The 21,891-nt window shown below is 34.7% G+C and carries 17 protein-coding genes and 2 pseudogenes; 4 read left to right on the top strand and 15 right to left on the bottom strand.

The window, feature by feature from the left end; translation table 11 throughout:
* Nucleotides 1–13 precede the first annotated feature (13 nt).
* The 3 genes and pseudogenes from yihA to tig form a co-directional block, all read right to left on the bottom strand.
* Nucleotides 14–599: pseudogene (gene yihA, locus LB888_RS11975) on the bottom strand (ribosome biogenesis GTP-binding protein YihA/YsxC).
* Between the two features lie 12 nt (nt 600–611).
* The gene (gene clpX / locus LB888_RS11980) at nt 612–1,856 is read right to left on the bottom strand and encodes an ATP-dependent Clp protease ATP-binding subunit ClpX (protein WP_311919900.1); all 1,245 of its coding nucleotides are present in this window, start codon (nt 1,854–1,856) and stop codon (nt 612–614) included.
* A gap of 148 nt (nt 1,857–2,004) precedes the next feature.
* Nucleotides 2,005–3,285 carry a trigger factor gene (gene tig / locus LB888_RS11985; RefSeq protein ID WP_318753092.1) on the bottom strand — a complete coding sequence of 427 codons (1,281 nt, stop codon included), beginning with the start codon at nt 3,283–3,285 and terminating at the stop codon, nt 2,005–2,007.
* Nucleotides 3,286–3,486: 201 nt separating this feature from the next.
* On the opposite strand from tig, the gene recU reads away from it, so the two are divergent.
* From recU to LB888_RS12005, 4 genes are all read left to right on the top strand, one after another.
* Nucleotides 3,487–4,083: a Holliday junction resolvase RecU gene (gene recU, locus LB888_RS11990; RefSeq protein WP_066124020.1), complete on the top strand. Its 597-nt coding sequence runs from the start codon at nt 3,487–3,489 to the stop codon at nt 4,081–4,083.
* A gap of 26 nt (nt 4,084–4,109) precedes the next feature.
* A complete protein-coding gene (locus LB888_RS11995; RefSeq protein WP_318753093.1) occupies nt 4,110–6,602 on the top strand; it encodes a PBP1A family penicillin-binding protein in 2,493 nt (830 codons plus the stop codon).
* A 159-nt stretch (nt 6,603–6,761) separates the two neighbouring features.
* Nucleotides 6,762–6,932 carry a hypothetical protein gene (locus LB888_RS12000; protein ID WP_318753094.1) on the top strand — a complete coding sequence of 57 codons (171 nt, stop codon included), beginning with the start codon at nt 6,762–6,764 and terminating at the stop codon, nt 6,930–6,932.
* An 11-nt stretch (nt 6,933–6,943) separates the two neighbouring features.
* Nucleotides 6,944–7,255 carry a hypothetical protein gene (locus tag LB888_RS12005; RefSeq protein WP_318753095.1) on the top strand — a complete coding sequence of 104 codons (312 nt, stop codon included), beginning with the start codon at nt 6,944–6,946 and terminating at the stop codon, nt 7,253–7,255.
* Nucleotides 7,256–7,275: 20 nt separating this feature from the next.
* Here the strand turns inward: LB888_RS12005 and LB888_RS12010 are convergent, their stop codons facing one another.
* The 12 genes and pseudogenes from LB888_RS12010 to cmk all read right to left on the bottom strand — a co-directional run bounded on the left by LB888_RS12010 (nt 7,276) and on the right by cmk (nt 21,842).
* Nucleotides 7,276–7,998, bottom strand: a complete 723-nt coding sequence (locus LB888_RS12010; protein ID WP_318753096.1) for a DnaD domain-containing protein — start codon at nt 7,996–7,998, stop codon at nt 7,276–7,278.
* Between the two features lie 175 nt (nt 7,999–8,173).
* Entirely contained in the window at nt 8,174–9,427 is a 1,254-nt protein-coding gene (locus LB888_RS12015) for an IS110 family transposase (RefSeq protein ID WP_318752279.1), read from the bottom strand.
* 718 nt (nt 9,428–10,145) lie between these two features.
* Nucleotides 10,146–11,444: an asparagine--tRNA ligase gene (asnS, locus tag LB888_RS12020; protein ID WP_318753097.1), complete on the bottom strand. Its 1,299-nt coding sequence runs from the start codon at nt 11,442–11,444 to the stop codon at nt 10,146–10,148.
* 15 nt (nt 11,445–11,459) lie between these two features.
* Nucleotides 11,460–11,864: a hypothetical protein gene (locus LB888_RS12025; RefSeq protein ID WP_318753098.1), complete on the bottom strand. Its 405-nt coding sequence runs from the start codon at nt 11,862–11,864 to the stop codon at nt 11,460–11,462.
* Between the two features lie 131 nt (nt 11,865–11,995).
* Nucleotides 11,996–14,491, bottom strand: a complete 2,496-nt coding sequence (locus LB888_RS12030; RefSeq protein ID WP_318753099.1) for an exonuclease domain-containing protein — start codon at nt 14,489–14,491, stop codon at nt 11,996–11,998.
* Between the two features lie 11 nt (nt 14,492–14,502).
* Nucleotides 14,503–15,720, bottom strand: coding sequence for a CCA tRNA nucleotidyltransferase (locus LB888_RS12035; protein WP_318753100.1), 1,218 nt, complete (start codon nt 15,718–15,720; stop codon nt 14,503–14,505).
* On the bottom strand, nt 15,721–16,260 hold the full coding sequence (locus LB888_RS12040; RefSeq protein ID WP_318753101.1) for a YpiB family protein: 540 nt from the start codon (nt 16,258–16,260) through the stop codon (nt 15,721–15,723). It abuts the gene before it with no gap.
* Nucleotides 16,261–16,270: 10 nt separating this feature from the next.
* Nucleotides 16,271–17,554 (bottom strand): tetratricopeptide repeat protein, encoded by a 1,284-nt coding sequence (locus tag LB888_RS12045; RefSeq protein ID WP_318753102.1) that lies wholly within the window; start codon nt 17,552–17,554, stop codon nt 16,271–16,273.
* Between the two features lie 287 nt (nt 17,555–17,841).
* The gene (locus tag LB888_RS12050; RefSeq protein ID WP_066126414.1) at nt 17,842–18,117 is read right to left on the bottom strand and encodes an HU family DNA-binding protein; all 276 of its coding nucleotides are present in this window, start codon (nt 18,115–18,117) and stop codon (nt 17,842–17,844) included.
* A gap of 114 nt (nt 18,118–18,231) precedes the next feature.
* Entirely contained in the window at nt 18,232–19,545 is a 1,314-nt protein-coding gene (der, locus tag LB888_RS12055; RefSeq protein WP_311919917.1) for a ribosome biogenesis GTPase Der, read from the bottom strand.
* Nucleotides 19,546–19,623: 78 nt separating this feature from the next.
* Entirely contained in the window at nt 19,624–20,892 is a 1,269-nt protein-coding gene (gene rpsA / locus LB888_RS12060) for a 30S ribosomal protein S1 (RefSeq protein ID WP_318753986.1), read from the bottom strand.
* A 285-nt stretch (nt 20,893–21,177) separates the two neighbouring features.
* Nucleotides 21,178–21,842, bottom strand: a pseudogene (gene cmk / locus LB888_RS12065) ((d)CMP kinase).
* Between the last annotated feature and the right edge of the window lie 49 nt (nt 21,843–21,891).

The following is a 21,891-nucleotide window of genomic DNA, read 5'->3' on the forward strand; positions in this document are numbered from 1 at the left end:
CGCTTCACCTCTTTTATTCTATCACTGATTCAATAATATCCCAAATGTCTTGGCATCCCTTCTCCTGTTTCCGATGAAACAGGAAATAATGCATCAATTGTGGGTAAATTCAGTGCTTTTTTATACATTGATAGATGTTTATTCCACTGACTCTTTTTAACTTTATCTAATTTAGTTAACACAATCGCATAAGGGATGTCGGATTCTTCAGCAAAGTCTTTCATCGCAAGATCCAATTGTGTAGGCTCGTGACGAAAATCCATTAATAACAATAATACCCGAATATTTTCTCGATTTAATAAATACTCTTCTATCATTTTAGCCCATCGTTGACGGTCTGTTTTAGAGACTTTCGCATAACCATAACCAGGTACATCGACGAATCTGAATAGGTCATCAATATTATAAAAATTCAATGTTTGAGTTTTCCCTGGTTGACTTGATGTGCGCGCTAATCCTTTACGATTAATCATCTTATTAATAAAGGATGATTTCCCAACATTAGAACGTCCCGCTAAAGCAATTTCAGGTTGATGATCATCAGGATATTGATTAGGACTAACAGCACTGATCACTAATTCAGCTTTCGTTACATGCACTTGATTCACCTCTTAATTTAATTTTTTATTACGTTTGCCATAATAATCCGGTTTTTTAATTCCATCAATACTCTCTTTAGTAATAACCACTTTTTTGAGTTCCTCATGCGTTGGCGCTTCAAACATGACATCTAACATCACATGTTCAATGATTGATCTTAAACCACGCGCGCCAGTTTCTCTTTCAATCGCCTTTTTCGCTATTGCTCTTAAAGCATCTTCTTCAAATTCAAGTTTGACATCATCAATGGCTAGCAATTTTTGGTATTGTTTTACAATAGCATTTTTAGGCTCTGTTAAAATGGCCACTAAATCATCTTCAGTTAACTTTTCCAAAGCAGCTACGATTGGCAATCGTCCAATAAATTCAGGAATCAAACCAAATTTCAATAAGTCTTCTGGCGTAATTTGTTGCATTAAACTCTTTGTTTCGTCAACTTTTCCGCTATTGTTACCAAAACCAATTACTTTGCTTCCTAAACGTTCTTTGACAATGGTTTCGACGCCGTCAAAAGCACCCCCAACAATAAATAAGATTTGACTGGTATCTAATTTTAAGAAATCTTGGTTAGGATGTTTACGACCACCTTTTGGTGGAATATTCGCTTCTGTCCCTTCTAAAATCTTTAAGAGTGCTTGTTGAACACCTTCACCACTAACATCGCGTGTGATGGAAACATTTTCTGATTTTCTGGCAATTTTATCAATTTCATCCACATAGATAATACCTTTGCTCGCTCTATCTAAGTCATAATCTGCCGATTGAACTAGTTTTAATAAAATATTTTCAACGTCCTCACCAACGTACCCCGCTTCAGTTAAAGTGGTAGCATCGGCAATCGCAAATGGCACATTTAATAATCTAGCCAAGCTTTGTGCTAAAAAGGTCTTACCAGAACCAGTAGGTCCAATTAAACAAATATTACTTTTTTGTAATTCAACGCCATCTTCTTCTGTATCATTATGACTAATTCTTTTGTAATGATTGTAGACGGCAACTGCTAAAGATTTTTTTGCTTCATCTTGACCGATTACATATTCATTTAATGAATTTAAAATTTCACTTGGTTTTAAAATATTGATTTGATCGTTTTGCTTCTTATAATTATTTTCTTCATCAATAATAGTCTGACATAATGCTACACACTCATCACAGATATAGACATCAGGACCTGCTATTATTTTATTTACCTCATCTTGAGACTTCCCACAAAATGAGCAATAATAATCATTTGTTCGAGTATTAATTCGACTCAATTGATTTCCTCCTTGCTCAATATTTTTTCTTATATACTGGCGAAACAGGGATGCAATAAATTGGTCCTATTCTAATAGAAAGACCCATTGCCATCCCTGTTCCTATTGTAGCTCACATAATTTATTATTAGCTAATAAAATGTCTTAATTACTTTTGTACAGCAGTTGAAACAATTAATTCCATTGCTTTTTTCAATTTAATATCTGAAGTTAACATATCGTTAGAAACGAATTGTTTAACTTGATCAGCTGACATTTGGTATTGAGTAGCTAATTCATTGACTTCATTTTCGATTTCTTCATCTGTTACAGTTAAATCTTCATTTTCAACAATTGCTTCTAAAACTAAGTTCGTTTTTGTTCTTAATTCAGCTTCCTCACCGAATTGATCATGTAAATCTGCTTCTGAAGAACCTGTAATTTGGAAGTATAATTCTTTGTCAATACCTTGACGTTTTAAGTTATTTAAGAAGTGATCCATTTGACGGTGAATTTCTTCGTGAACCATTTCGTATGGTAATTCAACGATTTCAGCATTTTCAACAGCTTTACGGATAGCTAAATCTTCAACGATTTCTTTAGCAGCTGCTTCTTTAGATTCAGTTAAATCAACACGAATTTTATTTTCTAATTCAGCTAAAGTTTCAACTGAGTCATCTGCATCTTTTGCAAATTCATCATCTAATTCAGGTAATTGTAAAGCTTTTACTTCATGAACTTTAACTTTGAACGTTGCTTCTTTACCTGCTAAATCTTCTGCGTGATATTCTTCTGGGAAAGTTACCACTACTTCTTTTTCATCGCCAGGTTTTACGCCAACTAATTGTTCTTCAAAACCAGGGATAAATGAATTAGAGCCTAACTCTAATGAATGGTTTTCACCTTTTCCACCTTCAAATGCTTCATCACCAACGAAACCTTCAAAATCAATCACTACTGTATCACCTGATTCAGCTGCGTCTTCTTTAACAACTAATTCAGCTAAATTTTTACGTTTAGATTCGATTTCATTTTTTACGTCTTCGTCAGTTACCGTTGTGTCTTGTTTTTCAACTTCTAAGTTTTTATATTCACCTAATTTTACTTCAGGTTTTAAAGTAACTTTTGCAGTTAATACCCATGATTGACCCTTTTCCATTGATTTAACATCAATTTCCGGTTGAGTTACCACATCTAACTCTGCTTCTTTAACAGCTGATTCATAAGCTTTAGGTAATGTAGAGTTTAACACTTCTTCATATAAAGCTGATTCTCCATAAACATTGTTGAATACTTGACGTGGAACTTTTCCTTTACGGAATCCTGGTACAGTTATATTTTTTTGTACTCGTTTGAACGCTTTGTCTAATCCCTCTTTAATATCTTCTACAGGAATTTCAAACGTTAAGATTCCTTCATTTACTGATGTTTTTTCAAAATTTGTTGTCATTTTGTATAAACCTCCACATTATCTAATATTTAACATACTCCCTTATTTTACTCTAAAAGTTGCATCTTGTAAATATTAATACCCCTTTATCACGATATTTTTCATAAAAAAGACATATTTTTGTGCTAATATAAAAATAAACTCGCTAAATCTATTCTAAATAACGATTATTTAGTATAATGACTGTTAGGAGGTATGAGAATGATTAATTATCCAACTGGTTCCAAACCGAATCACCATCATACAAAAAAGACCGAGCATACTCACAATACTATATACGGTAGTCGTGGAATGTCACTCGAAGATAAAATCAATCAATCCAATGAGTATTATTTAACGCATCATCTGGCTGTTATTCATAAAAAACCAACTCCGGTTCAAGTAGTGAAGGTTGACTATCCGCGCAGAAGTGCTGCTAAAATAGTAGAAGCTTATTATCGTCATGCTTCAACAACGGATTATAATGGTGTTTATCAAGGCTTTTATATTGATTTTGAAGCAAAGGAAACTAAAAATAAAACCAGTTTCCCCCTTGCAAATTTACCAGAGCATCAAAGAACGCATATGCTTCAATGTATTGAACAAGGCGGAATTGCGTTTTTAATCTTATCTTTTGCTGCTCATAATGAAACTTATATCATTCCCTATGAAAAAGTAGATAGAGAAATTAAAAAAAGTAAAAAACAAAGTTTAACTTACGATTTTATAAAACAAGAAGGATTTTTATGCAAAGAAGGTCTATTCCCAATAATTGATTATTTAGCTGCATTAGATCAATATATTGAATCCAGAGAATAATTTGTTTGTTGAAAGGAAGTAGTAATATGGCAACAGGTAGTCGTGTAGAACGAAAAAAATATCAAAATAGAAAAAAACAGAGTCCTCGTAAAACCAAAGGAAAAAATTGGCTAAAACGCATCTTCATTGTTTTAGTGGCTTTATTCTTTTTGGTTATGATTGGTGGTGCTTCTCTTTTTGGTTATTATGCAATGAATGCACCTCAGATTTCTGGAGAGGACCTCCGTGGTCAAGTTTCTTCCAAAATATATGACCAAAATGGTGAACTGATTAAAACCTTGGGCGGACAAAATCGGGAATTAATGTCTGACGGTGAAATACCAAAAGTATTAGAGGATGCTGTATTAGCGATTGAAGACTCTCGCTTTTACTCACATCACGGTATTGACCCGATTCGTATTGTTGGAGCACTATTGGCTAATTTAAGAGCTGGCCAATTGCGTGAAGGTGGTAGTACTATTACACAACAATTAATTAAATTATCAGTGTTCTCCACCGATTTTACTGATCAGACACTTGAAAGAAAAGCACAAGAAGCATGGTTATCTTTACAGATCGAACAAAAGTATTCAAAAGAAGAAATATTAACCTTATATTTGAATAAACTTTTCTATTCTAATAATGTCTATGGTGCTAAAACAGCTGCCAAAAGATTTTTTAATAAAGAACTAGCTGATTTAACACTGGCTGAAGCTGCCCTACTAGCTGGTTTGCCACAAGCACCCTCTGATTATGATCCTTATTCTTATCCCGAAGCCGCAAAGGAACGTCGTGATTTAGTATTAAGTGTTATGTATGATCGTGGCTTAACTTCACAAAGTGATTATCAAACAGCAGTAGATACTTCAATTGAATCAATGTTAGTACCACTGGATAATAATACCATTGATGATATTGACTATGTCATTGATGCTTATCTAGATGTCGTGGCTAAAGAAGTACAAGAAAAATCAAATATCAATATTTTTACTGATGGAGTCGAAGTGTATACTAATTTAAACTTGGACGCACAGAAAAAATTGTATCAAACCGTTAATGATAATGATGCGGTCGTCTTCCCTGATAATAATATGCAAACCGCTGTATCTGTCATCGATGTTAGTACCGGTGCGTTACAAGCCATTGCCGGAGGTCGTAAACAAGATGTTGTCTTAGGACTAAATCGTGCCAATACTTTAAATCGAAGTATAGGATCAACGATGAAGCCACTATCCGCTTATGGTCCCGCCATCGAATACTTAAATTACTCAACGGGTCAATTAGTTGTAGATGAACCCATGACTTATTCTAATGGAGATGAAATCTATAACTTTGATTTTGAATATAAAGGAAAAATGACAATCCGTGAAGCCTTAGCTGGTTCTCGAAATATTACCGCTCTAAAAATGTTACAAAAAGTTGGATTAGATAATGCCTATGCTTTCTTACAAAAACTTGAGATTAACATTTTAAATAATAATCAAAAAGAATTAGTTGAAGCCAATGCGATTGGTGGTGAAGTGACTCCGATTCAATTATCGGGAGCTTATGCTGCGATTGCCAATTATGGTCAATATAATCGACCTTATACAGTGAATAAAATCATTACCGCAGCAGGTACAGAAGAAGTCTATGAAACTGTTTCTCAACAAGCGATGAAAGATTCAACTGCTTATATGTTAACCGATATTTTAAAAGGTGTCCCAGGTACTTTCGCCACAGCCTCTGGTATCGATAATATTATTCACGCAGGTAAAACAGGTACCACTAACTATACTAAAGATCAACTCACTCAATTAGGTCTTGATGAGTCTACCTATGCAGCACCTGATGCGTGGTATGTCGGTTTTACACCGCAATATGCCATTGCAACTTGGGTTGGTTATGATAATCCATATGAATCTGGTAATTATTTAACCTTAGAGCAAACGAGACTTCCTCAACTCATCTATAAAGAAATGATGACCTACTTAATGAAGAACGTCCCAATTACCGATTGGCAACAACCACGTTCAGTAACCGAAGTAGAAATCGAAAAATATACAGATCCTATTATGTTGCCTGGTCCTTATACACCTCAAGAAGCCCGTTCAAAAGAATTATTCGTAGCTGATAGCAATATTCCAACCACTGAATCAATTGCTTATGGACAATATGTCAATGCTCCAACAGCATTTGATGCTAATTATAATCAAGAAGCTCAGCAAATTGAAGCATACTGGCAAGGTCATTTAGATCAAAATGCGGTCTATCAGTTATCCTTAAATGATTCCGTCATTTATACTGGAACGAATACTTCCTTTACTATCTCAGCACCAGCAACATCTGGACAATATGTTCTTAAATTAAGAATTGTTAATGGAAATAGTGCGTCAGATACTTTAGTGATTACGCTAACCTTATCAGAAGCGACCACCGAATCAACTGAAACAACTGAAGAAACAACTACAGGTGAAGAAACAACAACCGCACCTGAACAGACAGCTCCTGAGACCACTCCAGAAGCAACTGAAACCGTGACTGAAGAACCTACTCAATAAAAAAAAAGCTCTATTCGTGTTCAATGATATGCTCCCTGTCTACTTGACAGGGGGCAGTTCACAATAACGTAGAGCTTTTTTTATATTCTATTTTTTCCGGCTATGCCTAAACTTTAAATATTTAGTCAAATTAGGATTCGTTAATAAGGAGCGCAGTGGTTGAGTGTTCTCAATCTGCGTCTTAAAGTAGCTGAGAGTATGCTTGGAAGATTCAATCAAGTTATTGTTATTAAGTTAAAAACGCAGTGGTTGAGTGGTCTCAATCTGCGTCTTAACGTAGCTGAGAACAAGCTTGGAAGATTCAATCAAGTTATTGTGTTATTAAGTTAAAAACGCAGTGGTTGAGTGGTCTCAATCTGCGTCTTAAAGTAGCTGAGAATAAGCTTGAAAGATTCAATCAAGTTATTGTTGTTAAGTTAAAAACGCAGTGGTTGAGTGGTCTCAATCTGCGTCTTAAAGTAGCTGAGAACAAGCTTGGAAGATTCAATCAAGTTATTGTTATTAAGTTAAAAACGCAGTGGTTGAGTGGTCTCAATCTGCGTCTTAATGACTTGCTTGAGACCTACTCCCAACTGTGCGGGGGTGGACAGACAAAGCGAAAATCATTCGATTTTCTATTTCTTGCCCACTCCCTAAAAATTATATTTGGTTAAGTCTTTAAGTTCATTACCCTTTATTCTGGTTTAAATCGATTCCAGTCAAATTCTGGGACTTTAAAGGGTTCAAATTCTGGGACTTGGTTGCCCAAATTAGCTTGACGACTACGCTTCGTTTTGGCTTGATTAAATGATTCAATTTCTCTTTTTGCTTCTTGCACAGTCCGCACATTTTTCTTTTTCCAATCTAGTAATATACGATCAATATATTTTAAACTGATGGCTTGATTTAATACGGCCTGCTGCAGTGCCAATATAATGACCTCATCATTAAATTGATCCATTTGTTTCCAATCGGCTATTTGCATTAATTCCAATTGGGTTAAACTACGACCAAACTCACCTTCAAATAATTGAATTAACGATTTTTGTTCAGATTCATTTAAACCATCTTGTGATTCAGGTTCATCTTTTTTATAAAAACTTTCTAAAAACAAGTAAAGGGGTTCTAATGAAATAATGTCCATTTGTTTTCCGTTATGATCCTTAATCATTTCAAATTGAATATATTCCTTCGTTAATAATTCAGATAGAAATTCATAGGATTCATTTTCACTCCACCCTAAATTTGCTGATACCCGCTGTAAATATGCTTCGCTTTGCAATTCAACTTGATGATCGATTAAATATAATAATAAAATAAAAGCCTGAGGACTTAAATCTAATTCTTTATAATGGGTGATAATTCCCTTAGGAATCAGTGACACACCTTCTTTAAAAAATTGTTGCAACATCGACATTTTCTTCACTCCATTTTGATAAATAAGTCTAGTGGTAATAAGTCAAGAGAAAAATAAATTATTTTAGACTCGGCTTTTGATCATTTAGATGTTTAAGGGCGCACTAAATAAACACTCGTGAAATCGCGTTTTTTTCACGAACTTTATTAATAATTAGCTCTATTTTGTTCGTCTTTTATCTATGCAACACCTCCGGTGGCGTATAGAGTTGGTGATTGCGTAGTAGCACATCCACCAGACGCACTAATTTTCTTGCGGTTAAGACGAGGGCACGTTTGTGCTGATGTTTAGGTACTTCTTGGAATTTCTTATGATAGAACTGGGCATATTCAGGTAAATAACGTTTAACAGAGTTGGCAGCTTCAACTAGGTAATAACGCAAGAACCGATTGCCCCGATGAATCATCGGTGTGTTTTGGGACGAACGTTTTCCCGACTGATTTTCCTTCCAGGATAACCCGGCATACTTGGCGATTTTTGCTTGAGAATCAAAGCGTTCAATCTGTCCGATTTCAGCGATGATTCCAGCAGCATAGACCGGACCAATACCAGGAATAGAAGTTAAGCACTGATATTCTGGTAGGGTTTGAACAATATCTTCAATCCCTTTGTCGAGCTCTTTGATTGCTTTTTCAAGTGATCGAATCTCACGGACTAAGACAGCCAGCACGATATCAATGGATTGGGCATGGACCTTAGAGAGACGATAACTAGAACGAATGGCTTTTTGGATTGTTTTAGCTAAGTCTTCGGGTGCTTTGAAGCGTCCCCGTCCTAGTTTTTGAATTAATTGCCCAAGTTCTTCTAAAGGCATATTAGCCAGGTCATCCAGTGAATAGTCTTCGGTCATGAGTGAGATGACGGTAGCACTGAGGGCAGTCGTGGAATGCCCATCTTCCTTAAGATTCATCGAAAGCGTATTACATTTATAGTAAAGATTTTCTAGGAAGTGTTGCTTGACTGTGGTGAGTTGCTTGATTAATTGATAGCGAGACCGTGTAAGGTGCTGTAAGGCGATGTATTGGTCTTCCTTTAAGAAAGAGAGATTAAACCTTTGGATTCGCAAGTAATCAGCAATATAGAACGCATCTAAAGCATCGTTTTTATTTTCGGAGAAAACTTCACGATATTTCTTGATTTTGCTTGGTTCTTCAATTGTGACTACCACATTCAGCTCACTCAGCTCCGGGTCTTCTTTGAAGAAGTAACCGGGATGAAAGCTATAAGCTGATGTGGATTCCATGCCGATGACGATTCGATCAAAGTGATAGTCCTGATAAGCTTGAAGAATCCATTCTTTCAGTTCAGTGGCACCGTCGTGATCATTTTTAAAAGAACGTTCTAACAAAACAGAAAATTGTTCATCATCCGTTAAACAACAGACATCTAGCTTAGCTAGACTAACATCTAAACCGACATATAAGTTCATGTGAGGGACCTCCTTTCGATAATATTTGGAAATTGCTTGGTTACTGTGGGATATCCCAGGATACCATTGCCTATAACAGCCTCGCTTAATAGAATACTTATCACGCTGATTCAAGCTGCCACTCGCCTACTAGCGGGTGTGAACCAGGGTGGAAACAGCTAGTGTGTTGGTTGTGACATCAATGGTCTGGGTTACAGACTTAAGAAGTAGACAAAGCCACAGGAGTGAACAGCATATTCCCGTAAGTCCCTTTCCAAGACTTATTATCCTACAATATCTCACAGTAACCAAGCAATATAAAGGGACAATTGAACATTTTATGAATTGAAATGAGGCTGAGCTAGCGCGCTTCGCTTGCTTGCCATTGTCATCCTGTTCGATTTCTTCGAAATCGTCCAGTCTAACAACGGATAGCCCCTTATTTATGACAGAATGTTCGGTAAATCAAGAGAAACAGAGACGATCAGAAGGGTGTGAAATGACCTTCTAAATATATATTACGAGGAGTGAGCTTAAAGAAAAAACAAAGTCATGTTCCTTCCTTTGGCCCACTCCCCTAAGCTTGACTTGGGTTTAAAATTTCATTATATAACATTGGGTCTGAAGTAAATAGTCAATTGCTTATTACTTCATCAGCTCTTTAATGAGTATCCTTTATTGCAGGTGTTTCGTTAATCTGAAATGCACCCTCATCTTGTAAAAATAAAATTGAAGGAAATTATGGATAAATACGGTTTAATAAACGTGGGAATGCTGACGTTTCTCTAATATGTTCAATGCCGCTAATCCAAGCAACAGCACGTTCTAAACCAATACCGAATCCAGAATGTGGAACCGAACCATATTTTCTTAAATCTAAATACCAAGCATATGTATCAGAATCTAAACCAAAGTTTTTAATGCTTTCAGCTAAAACATCGTAATCAATCTCACGTTCTGAACCACCAATGATTTCTCCATAACCTTCTGGTGCAATCATATCAGCACATAATACCGTACGAGGATCCTCAGGATTCACTTTCATGTAAAATGGTTTAATTGATTTTGGATAATTAACAATGAAAATTGGTTGCTCATATTGACTGGCAATAAATGTTTCATGTGGTGAACCAAAATCATCCCCCCAAGTAATATCATCAAAGCCATTTTTATTTAATAATTCAATGGCATCTGTATATGAAATACGCGGATAAGGTGTAATGGTATATTTACGTAATTGTTCAACATCACGGTCCAATGTTTTCAATGCTAATTGACAATTATCAATAACGCTTTGAACTAAATAAGCCACATATTTCTCTTGAACTTCTAAACTTTCTTCATGTTCTACGAAAGCCATTTCTGGTTCCATCATCCAAAACTCAATTAAATGACGGCGTGTTTTTGATTTTTCGGCGCGGAAGGTTGGTCCAAATGAGAAGACTTTACCAAAAGCCATCGCTGCCGCTTCCATATATAATTGTCCACTTTGAGATAGAAAGGCATCGTCATCAAAATATTTAGTATGGAACAATTCTGTAGTTCCTTCCGGTGCTGAACCTGTTAAAATAGGTGGGTCAATTTTTACAAAATCATTTTCACTCATGAATTGATACGTCGCACGAATAATTTCATTTCTAATCGTTAAGATGGCATGTTGTTTAGATGAACGTAGCCATAAGTGACGATGATCCATTAAGAAATCTGTACCATGTTCTTTAGGTGTGATTGGATAATCGTGGCTTTCACCTACTAGTTGAATATCTTTTACTAATAATTCATAGCCTAATGCTGAACGAGTATCTTCCTGAACAACTCCAGTTAAAATAATACTTGATTCTTGCCCTAATGATTTAGCTAATTCAAATACTTCTTCGCTCACGTCTGCTTTAACGACGATCCCTTGGAAATAAGATGTACCGTCACGCAATTGTAAAAAGGCGATTTTACCACTACTTCTTTTGTTCGTCACCCAAGCGTTAATATGAACTTCTTGACCAACAAACTGAGCTGCTTGTTTCATTGTTATTGTTTCCATATTGCCTCCTGAAATTTAAATATTTTCGATAGTTTGAATCCAAGTACCATCTTTTGCACTAATAATGTAATAAGTGATAGTACCATTATTATTTTTAATCGTTGCTTCCCAAATTGGCTCTTGATTAATTTGTGCTAATCTCATTTGCACAATTTTATCGGGTTGCATATCGTACAAAACGATAGAAGTTGCTTCATCTTCTGTTATAATTTCGTCTTTAGTATAATAGCTGGTTTCGCCACCTTCTTGCGTAATGATTGCGTAATGTTGCTGTCCTTTATCGTCATTAAAATCGACTGCAAAATAAGTTTTATCAGTAGTACTCCAATAAAATTTATTAACATCCTCGACTTTAAAATCATATGATATTAATTTGACTGCTTCATCTTCCGCTCGATAAATACTATCTTGTGTACGCATAAAAAGAAGGACTAAACTGACTAAAATCGTTAATAAAACGAAAGTTAAAAATGAGAATAAACTTCTTACTCATGCCTCGACCTCCTTTATGGTTTTCAACATTACTATTTTACCAGTTTTTTTAGTTTCTGTCAGTCCATAATTTCAAAATTTATCCAACGTTCAAAATATTCCCGAACTTGACTGGAGTAATACTTAGTATAAATGCGTTCATCAAACAAATAAATTTGCGAATCAGGATAAAAATCATTCAATAATGATAAGGTTTGGCTAAAATCACCTAACATCCTAGCAATTAAGTAATAATCAAATAATTGGTTATTACTCCACCCTTTGAACTGTTTTATTTTTTTACTTAAAGGATGATTTTGACTGGTGAAAGGTAACGTATGAATAAAAATATCAAATATAAAATCATAAGTGGGTAATTGTTCTAATTCTATTTTATGACGACTGATTATCATGATGGAAAGATCATTATCGTTAAAATTTCGAATCACTTTCCGACCACTGCCGGTGACGCCTTCAGCTAATAATTGATAAGGCTTGAAGGTACCATCATGACTTAATAAATTATAAGTATACTCAACAGTTGCTCGATTAGGGCTAATAATCATTATCTTTTGTTGACATTGCTCTAAATTATCTTTTAAAAAAGCCACTTGAGCTTTGGCAGCTTTTTCTTGAAAATAACTCATCGCTTCGAAATCATTCATTTCTATTGCATTTTCAGCGTCAATCAGATAACCAAAAGGGATTTTAATCAATTTTTTTTGATAATAAATATCAGGTACATTGATTTTTTTTAATGATTCGAATAAGTTGTTATTCCCAAATACATTTTGCTTTGTTTCCAAATAATCCTGATCCAAAATTAGGACTTTATTAAAGGCATCCAATATGGTAGTAACACCTAAATCAGATTGAAGATCATTATATTCTAACACTAAATGGAAAAAATTATGATTAAACTGAACCGATTTTATTAAAATATCGCCATTATTGAGAGATACCTTTAATAGTGAATTAATGCCTTTCAAGGTTAGCTCAAGATACTGCTGAAAGTCTAAATGAAATTCATTTGATAAAGCACGTAATTGCTCTAATTGCTGCTTAATCGCTGTTAATTGATTGATTAAATACTGATTCAATTCCTGTTCACATACAAGATATCGTTGAACTTGAACTTTTGAAAAACTAGTAAATTCCTTTTTAAATTCATCTAATAAGCTAATTAACAAACCATTGATTTGTTTTAAAGCTGATAGCATTGGTCCAGTTAACGGTTTTAAAGTTTCAGGTAGTTCATCCATTTGCATAATCGAGTCATAATAGTTTTGTAATTCAATAAAATGTTGACTGAGAGGTATTTCTAAACGATTGAACGCATAAAGTTGATAGACGAATGCTCCCAAATCATCGATAAATAGTTGGTAATGGCCTGTTTTTAAAATTGCTGAATTCAACAATCCTTTTAATTTGTATATTTGTTGATGGTTCACTAATAAATAAGGGGTCTGGGTCAATATCTTTAAATAGCGCTGGTAATAGGCATCATCATGCCACATAAAATGGGATGGCACATGCTTCTCGAAAATCTGGTTAATTGCGATATCCGAATTTAATTCGTCTAATAACCCGGATTGTGTCACAAAACTCCATTGATAAACTCCCAATAACTGCAATAATTCATTCTGGTTAAGGTTCAAATGATGTAAATGATCAATTAACCAATTTAAAGCTGCTCGACTTAAAAATTCATTTTTATTTTTCAACGATAAACAATGAGGTAAATGATGTTGATAATATTCCACATCATTGGTCACAAAAACAGTAGGTTCCGTTATTTGATGTACTAAGTTTCGTTTAGTATCGAGTGGTAATGGTGCCCGATTGGCTTTTACAATGACACGTTCATTAAGTTGAAATTGATTTAAAATCCATTTGGCTAATGGGTCTTCCTGCTTCGTCTCGATTTGACTCGCTTGTGAAACGCGTAGGGTGTTATCTATTAAAATAAACTCACCTGGATTTTCAAAAAAGTACTGTTCATTATGTTTTAAAAAACGACTTAAATCCACTAATTTTGCACTAGCATCACCCGGTAGTTGATAGAAAGCTTGAGCTAAATCACTTAATATTCTAGCTGTAACCAATGCGTCCATTTTCGCATCATGAGCATTATGAAATTCAATCCCTAAATTCTGGGCCAATTCTGTCAAATTAAAACCAGTCGCACTAGGTAACATAATACGCGCAATCCATTCACTATCTAATGCGTATTTACAATCAAAGGTTAAATGACTCGCTTCAAAAGTTTTTTCAATAAAAGGCAAATCAAAGGCTAAATTATGTGCCACAAAAAGACAATCTTGTAATCGATTTAGCCATAAATTGGCCACCTTGGCAAATGTAGGTGCTTTATCTACTTCTTCTTGTTTAATACCCGTTAAGTTTTGTATATGAGTTGGTATCTCTCGTTCGGGATTAATTAGCATGGAATGTTCGCCAATAATTTGGCCATTTTCAATAATAATGGCTGCAATTTGAATCATGCGATCCCCTTCAGAAAAACTAGGACCAGTGGTCTCAATATCCACATAGGCTATTTTTTTGATTGTTTCCATGCTCTTCATCCTTACTCTATTCCATAATTTAAAGCAAAAGCTTTCAGTGCTTCTTCTTCATTAGGTAATTGTCTCATTACCACTTGATATTCCATTTCTCTTAATAAAGCTCCTAATTGGGCATTTCCTTTTTCTAAACCTAACCAGCCCATGATGGTCTTTCCATTAGCTACTAAATCTGCTTTTTGATGAATTACTAATTGACTTTTCAGCCCTTTAGCAACTGGTTGATAATCAGGATTTAAGTGCTGTTGTCTGGCTTCGATGGGATTAATTAATGCCATTTTATAATGATAAACTTCCCAAAGGGTTAATGGACCTTGTTGTATTATTTTATCCAGCTCATAAAAATCTTTAACATCTTGAATTAAATGATTGCTATGTGTCCATTTTCTTAAAAACTTATTAGCTTGCATGCCGGTTAACCCTAAGCCTTTGGCGAATAAAAACCAAGCAAAATTTTCTTCAATCATTAGCGACGGTGGTATCTGTTCATTCATGTACTGCAAAGCCTTTTGACAATCTAAACCATCTAATAATGGTAAATGCTGACTAATCTGGGTATCAAATAATAGTAGTGCGTTATCTTTGAAATGACTTCCTTGAAAATATTTACTCAATTCAATTCTGACTCTTTCAACTGCTATTTTAGGTAATAAGTGGGCATATTGTTGAATGGCTTCAAAAGTTAAAGGTTCAATGGTAAAACCTAACTGGCTAGCAAAACGAATAGCGCGGATAATTCTAAGTGCATCTTCTTGAAATCGTTCCGCTGGCACTCCGACCGCCCGAATCAATTGCGCTTGAAGGTCTTCCACACCATGATGATAATCAAATAATTGCCCTTCTGCATCAAAAGCTAAAGCATTGATAGTAAAATCACGCCTTAAAGTATCTTCTCTTAAATCTCGGACAAAATTTACGGTATCAGGATGTCTAAAATCAGAATAATTTCCTTCAGTTCGAAAGGTCGTAATTTCATAAGGAATATGTTTTTCTACTACAATAATCGTGCCGTGTTCTTTTCCCACATCAATTGTATTGTAAAAAATCTCTTCAATTTCATTTGGTAAAGCACTACTAGCAATATCAATATCATGGATTGTTTTACCCAATAATGTATCACGGACACATCCACCAACAAAATAAGCCTCATAACCATGAGACTCAATTCGCTTTAATATCGGTTGAGCTTCCAGAAACAAAGGATCTGTTAATTCTATTTTCATTTACTCACCCTTTGCTTTCTCGATTAATTGTAAATAATATTCAACCTGCTCGTAATTATGCTTACTTAATCCTTCATCAATTTTTTGGCGCCAAATCTTTATTTGAACATCCAGCGTTAATTGTTCTAAAAACACATCCGTATTCTCTTCAAATTGCTCATCTTTTGGTAGATAAGGATTTTCTTCAAAAATATCAAACTCATATAACACTGCATAAACATTCGGGATATCAATTTCAAGATAAAATTGATCACGATTAACTTGATAATTTAAGCGAAAATCATGAAAAGCTTGTTCACATAAAGTATATTTTCGAAAATCTTTATAATAAACAAAAGGTTGGTTGCTTTTAGTATGATATGAAATATAAATACCTCTTGGAGTATAATGACTCTGCTCAGTAAACGTAATGTACTGAATACAATTGGGTTCGGTCATTAAAAAATATAAAAATTGATTAACCACCGGATTTTGGTGCTTGAAATGTTTAATAAGCCAGTCTAAGAATTGTCTTTTTCTTTGATTGCGGTTAACCATCATTTTATCCCTCCTACTCAATTATTAACTGTCTTAATTCCGGTATATCATAAAGTGTGTTTTGGTACTGTGTCTTTAAGGGGGCTGCTAATTCTTTTTCATTGAACTTAAGATACAGTTGGGCTAATTCATAAACCAATGTCGGTATATTTAAAGCTAATTCAATGGCATCTAAATAATAAGCTTCAGCCTCAACAAAATTATTGGATAATTCAAAATATTTAGCATAAGCATAACTTAACGATGCAGGTTCTTCAATCTCTTCTGCCATCATATCAGCAAATGCTTCTAGTGGTGCTGCTTGATTCATTTTAACATAATAATGGGTAATCAGTTGAATATATTGGAATTGTTCACTATTATCTTCTAATAATAAAGTATAGTCAATTAACTTTTCGATTAATGAATCGCTTAATAAGTCCATTTGTGCTGCTAATTGGCTCATTTCACCAATTAATTCATGTCCGATAGGAATATTGCGTTCTAGCCATTCTAAAAGCTTCTTAGCAGCTGTTACGTCTTGTTGGATGACAGCAATTTGTAATTGAAGAAAAATACTATCTAAATTGTCCTTATCCAGTTCAAATGATTGCTTAGCAAATGCAAGTGCTTGTTCATAATCCTCAACAACAAAGGACGCTTTGGCAATTTGCAACCAATCTGTAGCAGTTTCAAATTCGGGTAATTGCTTGTTTGCTATCAAATTGGATAATTGCTCAGGATCAATGAATTCACTGTCTATCATCGTATTAATTAGCAATGAACGTGCAGACTTAGCCCATTGACTTTGCGGAAAGTAGTTCAAAATAACATTCAAAAATTCTTTAGCTTTGATAAAATCATTTTCGTTTAAGTAAAACTGAGCTTGGTAATAATACAATGTCGCAGATTGGGGATTTTCCTTTAATAATTGATCGAGCAACATTTTTTGTTGATGTGTATCCCCTCGTTTACCCGCAATATGAGCTTGTAAAAGGCGCATTTTTTCTGTCATCGTAAAATGGGATAGTTTGTCTATCCACTCAGCCGCTTGCTCAATTTGATCTAAATCATAAGCTTGTTGTGCTAATAAATAGCCAATTTCAACATCCGGTTTTATATTCCACAATTCATTTAATAAAGCGATTTTCAAATCAAGATAACCACTACGTCCAAATAACTGAGCTAATTCAGTCAATTCTAAGTAAGTGTCATTTTCTTCAACTGCTAATTGCAAATAATATTCTAATTCTTGAATTAAGCTATAACCATTCGCAACTGTTTGATATTCTTTAAATAATTCCTGGGCAAGAGACATATTGATTCTCCTTTTTCATTCTCAAAACTCTATTGTATTATATCATGTTTTAAATCAAAATAAAATTTTGACTCTTATAAATCTTAAATGGTCTGTCAGTGAATCATTGGACAGAGTTGAAGCGGTCAACCGAGTTCACACAACATTGAACCATTAAGATGATATTTATCTCTTCAAACAAAAAAAGACAAATCACCATTATTATCGATCATTCTATATAAAAAAAGACAGAAAGGAAAAATTAAACTTTCCATTTTCTGTCTATTTTATCTTAGTTAATTTTAAAATTATTTAACTGCGTCTTTTAATGCTTTACCAGCTTTAAATCCTGGAACTTTAGAAGCAGCGATTTCAATTTCTTCACCTGTTTGAGGGTTACGACCTTTACGAGCTGCACGTTCACGAACTTCAAATGTACCAAAGCCGATTAATTGAACTTTTTCACCTGCAGATAATTCTTCTTGAATTGTTTCGAATAATGCTTCTACAGTTGCAGTTACATCTTTCTTAGTTAAGTTTGTTTTAGCTACTACTTTTTCTACTAATTCTGCTTTATTTGCCATTAGTAAATTCCTCCTTAATTTTTACTCTTTAAGAGTATTACATCGAAATAAATTTCAACAGTTATTTCTATATCAGAATAGCACATCTTCATGATGAATTCAATAAAAAGACTTCTATTCACGCTCTCTGACAATTAATTTTATTGGTGTTCCTTCAAAATAAAAAGAATCACGGAGTTGATTTTGTAAAAAACGTTCATAACTGAAATGCATCAGTTCTAAGTCATTGACAAAGACAACAAAAGTTGGGGGATTAACGGCTACTTGAGTCATATAATAAATCTTCAATCTTCGACCCTTATCAGTCGGAGTTGGATTCATTGCGACAGCATCCATTAATACATCATTGAGAACAGAAGATTGAATACGACGATGACGATTATCATAAATCATTTCTAATATTTCTGGTAATCGATTCAATCGTTGACCTGTTTTGGCACTGACAAATAATATAGGGGCAAATTCTAAATATTGAAATTGTGCACGAACATCTTTGGTAAATTCTTCGAATAAGTTTTCCGTTTTATCAACCGCATCCCATTTATTCACTAAAATAACAATTCCTTTGCCTGCTTCATAAGCATAACCGGCAACCTTTTTATCTTGTTCTCTAATACCTGTTACAGCATCAATTACTAAACAGACAATATCACTACGATCAATCGCAGATAAGGCTCTTAACACACTGTATTTTTCGGTATTTTCATAAACTTTACCCCGTTTACGAATACCAGCCGTATCGATCATATTAAATTCACGACCATTGTCAGTGGTAAAATAAGTATCAACTGCTTCTCGAGTTGTCCCTTCCATATCGGAAACAATCACTCGCTGTTCTTTTAAGATGGCATTGACTAAGCTAGATTTCCCCACATTCGGACGTCCAATAAAACTAAACTTGATTACGTCCTCATTTTCCTTTGTTTGAGCGTCTTCTGGAATATAGGTAAAAATCTTATCTAAAACATCACCTAATCCTGTTCCATGTGCTCCAGATACTGGGAAAGGATCACCTTGGCCAAGTGAGTAAAACTCCCAAACTTGTTGACGTTGTTCTGGATTGTCGGCTTTATTCACTAAAAGGATCACCGGTTTATTAGTTCGATGCAGTAACATTGATAATTCTTCATCAGCATCTGTTACGCCTTCTCTTGCACTCGTTAAAAAGAGAATGACATCTGCTTCATCAATCGCAATTTGTGCTTGATAACGGATTTGATTCATGATAGGTTCATCAATCATCTCAATCCCACCCGTATCAATTAAACGAAATTCTTTTCCTAACCATTCCCCTTTTGCATATATACGGTCACGGGTAACACCAGGATAATCTTCAACAATGGAAATTCGTTCCCCTACTAAACGATTAAATACGGTTGATTTGCCCACATTGGGTCTTCCAACTAAAGCAACTGTAGGAATACTCATCTGTTCACCTCCAAAAAATTTCATAAGAAAAGGCTGCGACTTAGGTCACAGCCTGATTGACTTTATTTAAAGTATCGATTATTCACCATCTGGTTTGAAACCATCAAGTAAATCTCCAAATACATCACCAATTGTGAAGCCAGTGTCATTAGAATCTGAATATGTTGTTTTTGTATTCGAATTATTTTGACGACGAGCTTGTCCACTATTTCTTCTTGGACGTTGGTTATTAGAACGTGCAGGTTTTGCTGCTTCGCCTTCAGTAAAAGCTTGTTCTTCTCTTGCTGATTGAGCTGGTCTTTCTAATAAAGCTTTAATTGATAATGATAATCTTTGATTTTCAGCATCAGTACTTAAAACTTTAACATCAATTTCTTGACCTTCTTCTAATTTATCAGCAGGAGATGCAACGTGCTCATGAGCAATTTGTGAAACGTGAACTAAACCTTCAACTCCAGGGAATACTTCAACGAATGCACCGAAATCAGTTAAACGTTTTACAGTTCCTTTTAAGACAGTTCCTTCACTTGCTTTTTCTTCGATATTATCCCAAGGTCCAGGTAGAGTGTCTTTAATTGATAATGAAATACGTCCTTTTTCTTCATCAACTGATAATACTTTCACTTGAACGGTATCACCAATAGTTAACGCATCACTTGGCTTGTTAATGTGTTGGTGTGAAATACGGCTAATATGAACTAATCCATCAACCCCACCTAAATCGATAAAGGCACCAAAGTTTGTTAAGCGCGCAACTTTACCTTCTACAATAGAATCCACTTCTAAATTAGATAAAATTTCTGCACGTTTTGCTTCACGTTCAGCTCTAGCGATTTCTTTATGAGATAAAATTAAACGATTATCCATATCATCGATTTCAACGATCTTGAATTCTAAAGTTTGACCTTTGTATGGTGAGAAGTCTTCTACAAAGTGATCTTCAACCATAGAAGCTGGAACGAATCCACGAACACCAGCATCAACTACTAAACCACCTTTGACAACATCTTTTACAGGTGCTTCAATTGTTTCGCCTTTGTCAGCTTTTTCTTTTAATTCAGCCCAAACTTTTTTAGCTTCAACGCGTTTTTTAGATAATAAGTAGTTACCATTTTCTTTATCTTTAATTGGTTTTAAAACAACTAATTCTACTTCATCACCAATTGATACGATATCTGATAATTCTTCAAATGAAGATTCTGATAATTCATTACGAGGGATAACACCTTCTAAACCACCAGATTCTTTAATAGCAACACGTACTTGGTTATCATCAAAGGCTAATACATCACCTTTTACAGTATCACCAATCTTAATTTCGATGACGCTATCTAAAGCATCTTCCATTGTTTCTAATACAACAGGAGCTTCTTCCTCTTTTGTATCTTCAACTTTTGCTACTTCAGTTTCTTCAACTTCAGTATTCTCAACTTCTGTACTTTCAACTTCAGTATTTTCTACTTCAGTCATTTCAATTTCTGTCTTTTCAACTTCTGACATCTACCAGTTCCTCCTAAGCAGTTACCTACAATATTGTCGCTCTTTTTAATTATAAAGAGCCTACAATGAACATTTTAACAAATAAATCAGCTTTCGTCTAGTAAGAAAGCGATAAAACTATCAATTTAACACTTATTTTTCAACATTTTGAATGATATTTGTGACGATTTCGTCAATCGTCAAGTCACTCGTATCAATTAAAATCGCATCATCCGCTTTTTTTAAGGGACTATGTTCTCTGGTCGAGTCATAGCGATCCCGTTCAATGATAGATGCTTCTATTTCAGCTAAACTTTGTGATGTCAAGCCCTTTGCAATATTTTCTTTATAACGTCGTAAGGCCCTTACCTGTGGTCTGGCCGTAAAGAAAAACTTGTATGGTGCATTAGGTAACACCACTGTTCCAATATCACGGCCATCCATTACAACTGAACTGGCTTCAGCCATTCGTTGTTGCAGACTTACTAAGTGTTGGCGCACTTCAGGTATTGCAGCGACTTCTGAAACATTTTCGGTTACTTCGACTGAACGAATTTTTTCGAGACATCTTCTCCTTCAATGAAAAGATGCTGACTCCCTTCAATTATTTTAAATTCCATTTTTATTTGATTCATCAATGCCACGATTTGATCGACATCAGCGAAAGGTATATTTTGCTCTATTAATGCTAAAGTAATACCGCGATACATCGCACCCGTATCGATATAAGCTATTCCCAATCGTTGAGCGACCTCTTTGGCGATAGTACTTTTACCCGAAGAAGCCGGTCCATCGATAGCAATGGTTATTTTTTTCATTTATTATCACCTCATATACTTTTAGTATTTTACCAATTTCATATCAGTC

This window comes from Globicatella sp. PHS-GS-PNBC-21-1553, from assembly GCF_033564055.1.
Classification (GTDB): Bacteria; Bacillota; Bacilli; order Lactobacillales; family Aerococcaceae; genus Globicatella; species Globicatella sulfidifaciens.

Excerpts from the sequence above, each read along its gene's own strand:
- tig (WP_318753092.1), bottom strand. The coding sequence starts at position 3,285 with ATGACAACAAATTTTGAAAAAACATCAGTAAATGAAGGAATCTTAACG.
- recU (WP_066124020.1), top strand. The coding sequence starts at position 3,487 with ATGATTAATTATCCAACTGGTTCCAAACCGAATCACCATCATACAAAA.
- LB888_RS11995 (WP_318753093.1), top strand. The coding sequence starts at position 4,110 with ATGGCAACAGGTAGTCGTGTAGAACGAAAAAAATATCAAAATAGAAAA.
- LB888_RS12010 (WP_318753096.1), bottom strand. The coding sequence starts at position 7,998 with ATGTCGATGTTGCAACAATTTTTTAAAGAAGGTGTGTCACTGATTCCT.
- LB888_RS12015 (WP_318752279.1), bottom strand. The coding sequence starts at position 9,427 with ATGAACTTATATGTCGGTTTAGATGTTAGTCTAGCTAAGCTAGATGTC.
- asnS (WP_318753097.1), bottom strand. The coding sequence starts at position 11,444 with ATGGAAACAATAACAATGAAACAAGCAGCTCAGTTTGTTGGTCAAGAA.
- LB888_RS12025 (WP_318753098.1), bottom strand. The coding sequence starts at position 11,864 with ATGCGTACACAAGATAGTATTTATCGAGCGGAAGATGAAGCAGTCAAA.
- LB888_RS12030 (WP_318753099.1), bottom strand. The coding sequence starts at position 14,491 with ATGGAAACAATCAAAAAAATAGCCTATGTGGATATTGAGACCACTGGT.
- LB888_RS12035 (WP_318753100.1), bottom strand. The coding sequence starts at position 15,720 with ATGAAAATAGAATTAACAGATCCTTTGTTTCTGGAAGCTCAACCGATA.
- LB888_RS12040 (WP_318753101.1), bottom strand. The coding sequence starts at position 16,260 with ATGATGGTTAACCGCAATCAAAGAAAAAGACAATTCTTAGACTGGCTT.
- LB888_RS12045 (WP_318753102.1), bottom strand. The coding sequence starts at position 17,554 with ATGTCTCTTGCCCAGGAATTATTTAAAGAATATCAAACAGTTGCGAAT.
- LB888_RS12050 (WP_066126414.1), bottom strand. The coding sequence starts at position 18,117 with ATGGCAAATAAAGCAGAATTAGTAGAAAAAGTAGTAGCTAAAACAAAC.
- der (WP_311919917.1), bottom strand. The coding sequence starts at position 19,545 with ATGAGTATTCCTACAGTTGCTTTAGTTGGAAGACCCAATGTGGGCAAA.
- rpsA (WP_318753986.1), bottom strand. The coding sequence starts at position 20,892 with ATGGAAGATGCTTTAGATAGCGTCATCGAAATTAAGATTGGTGATACT.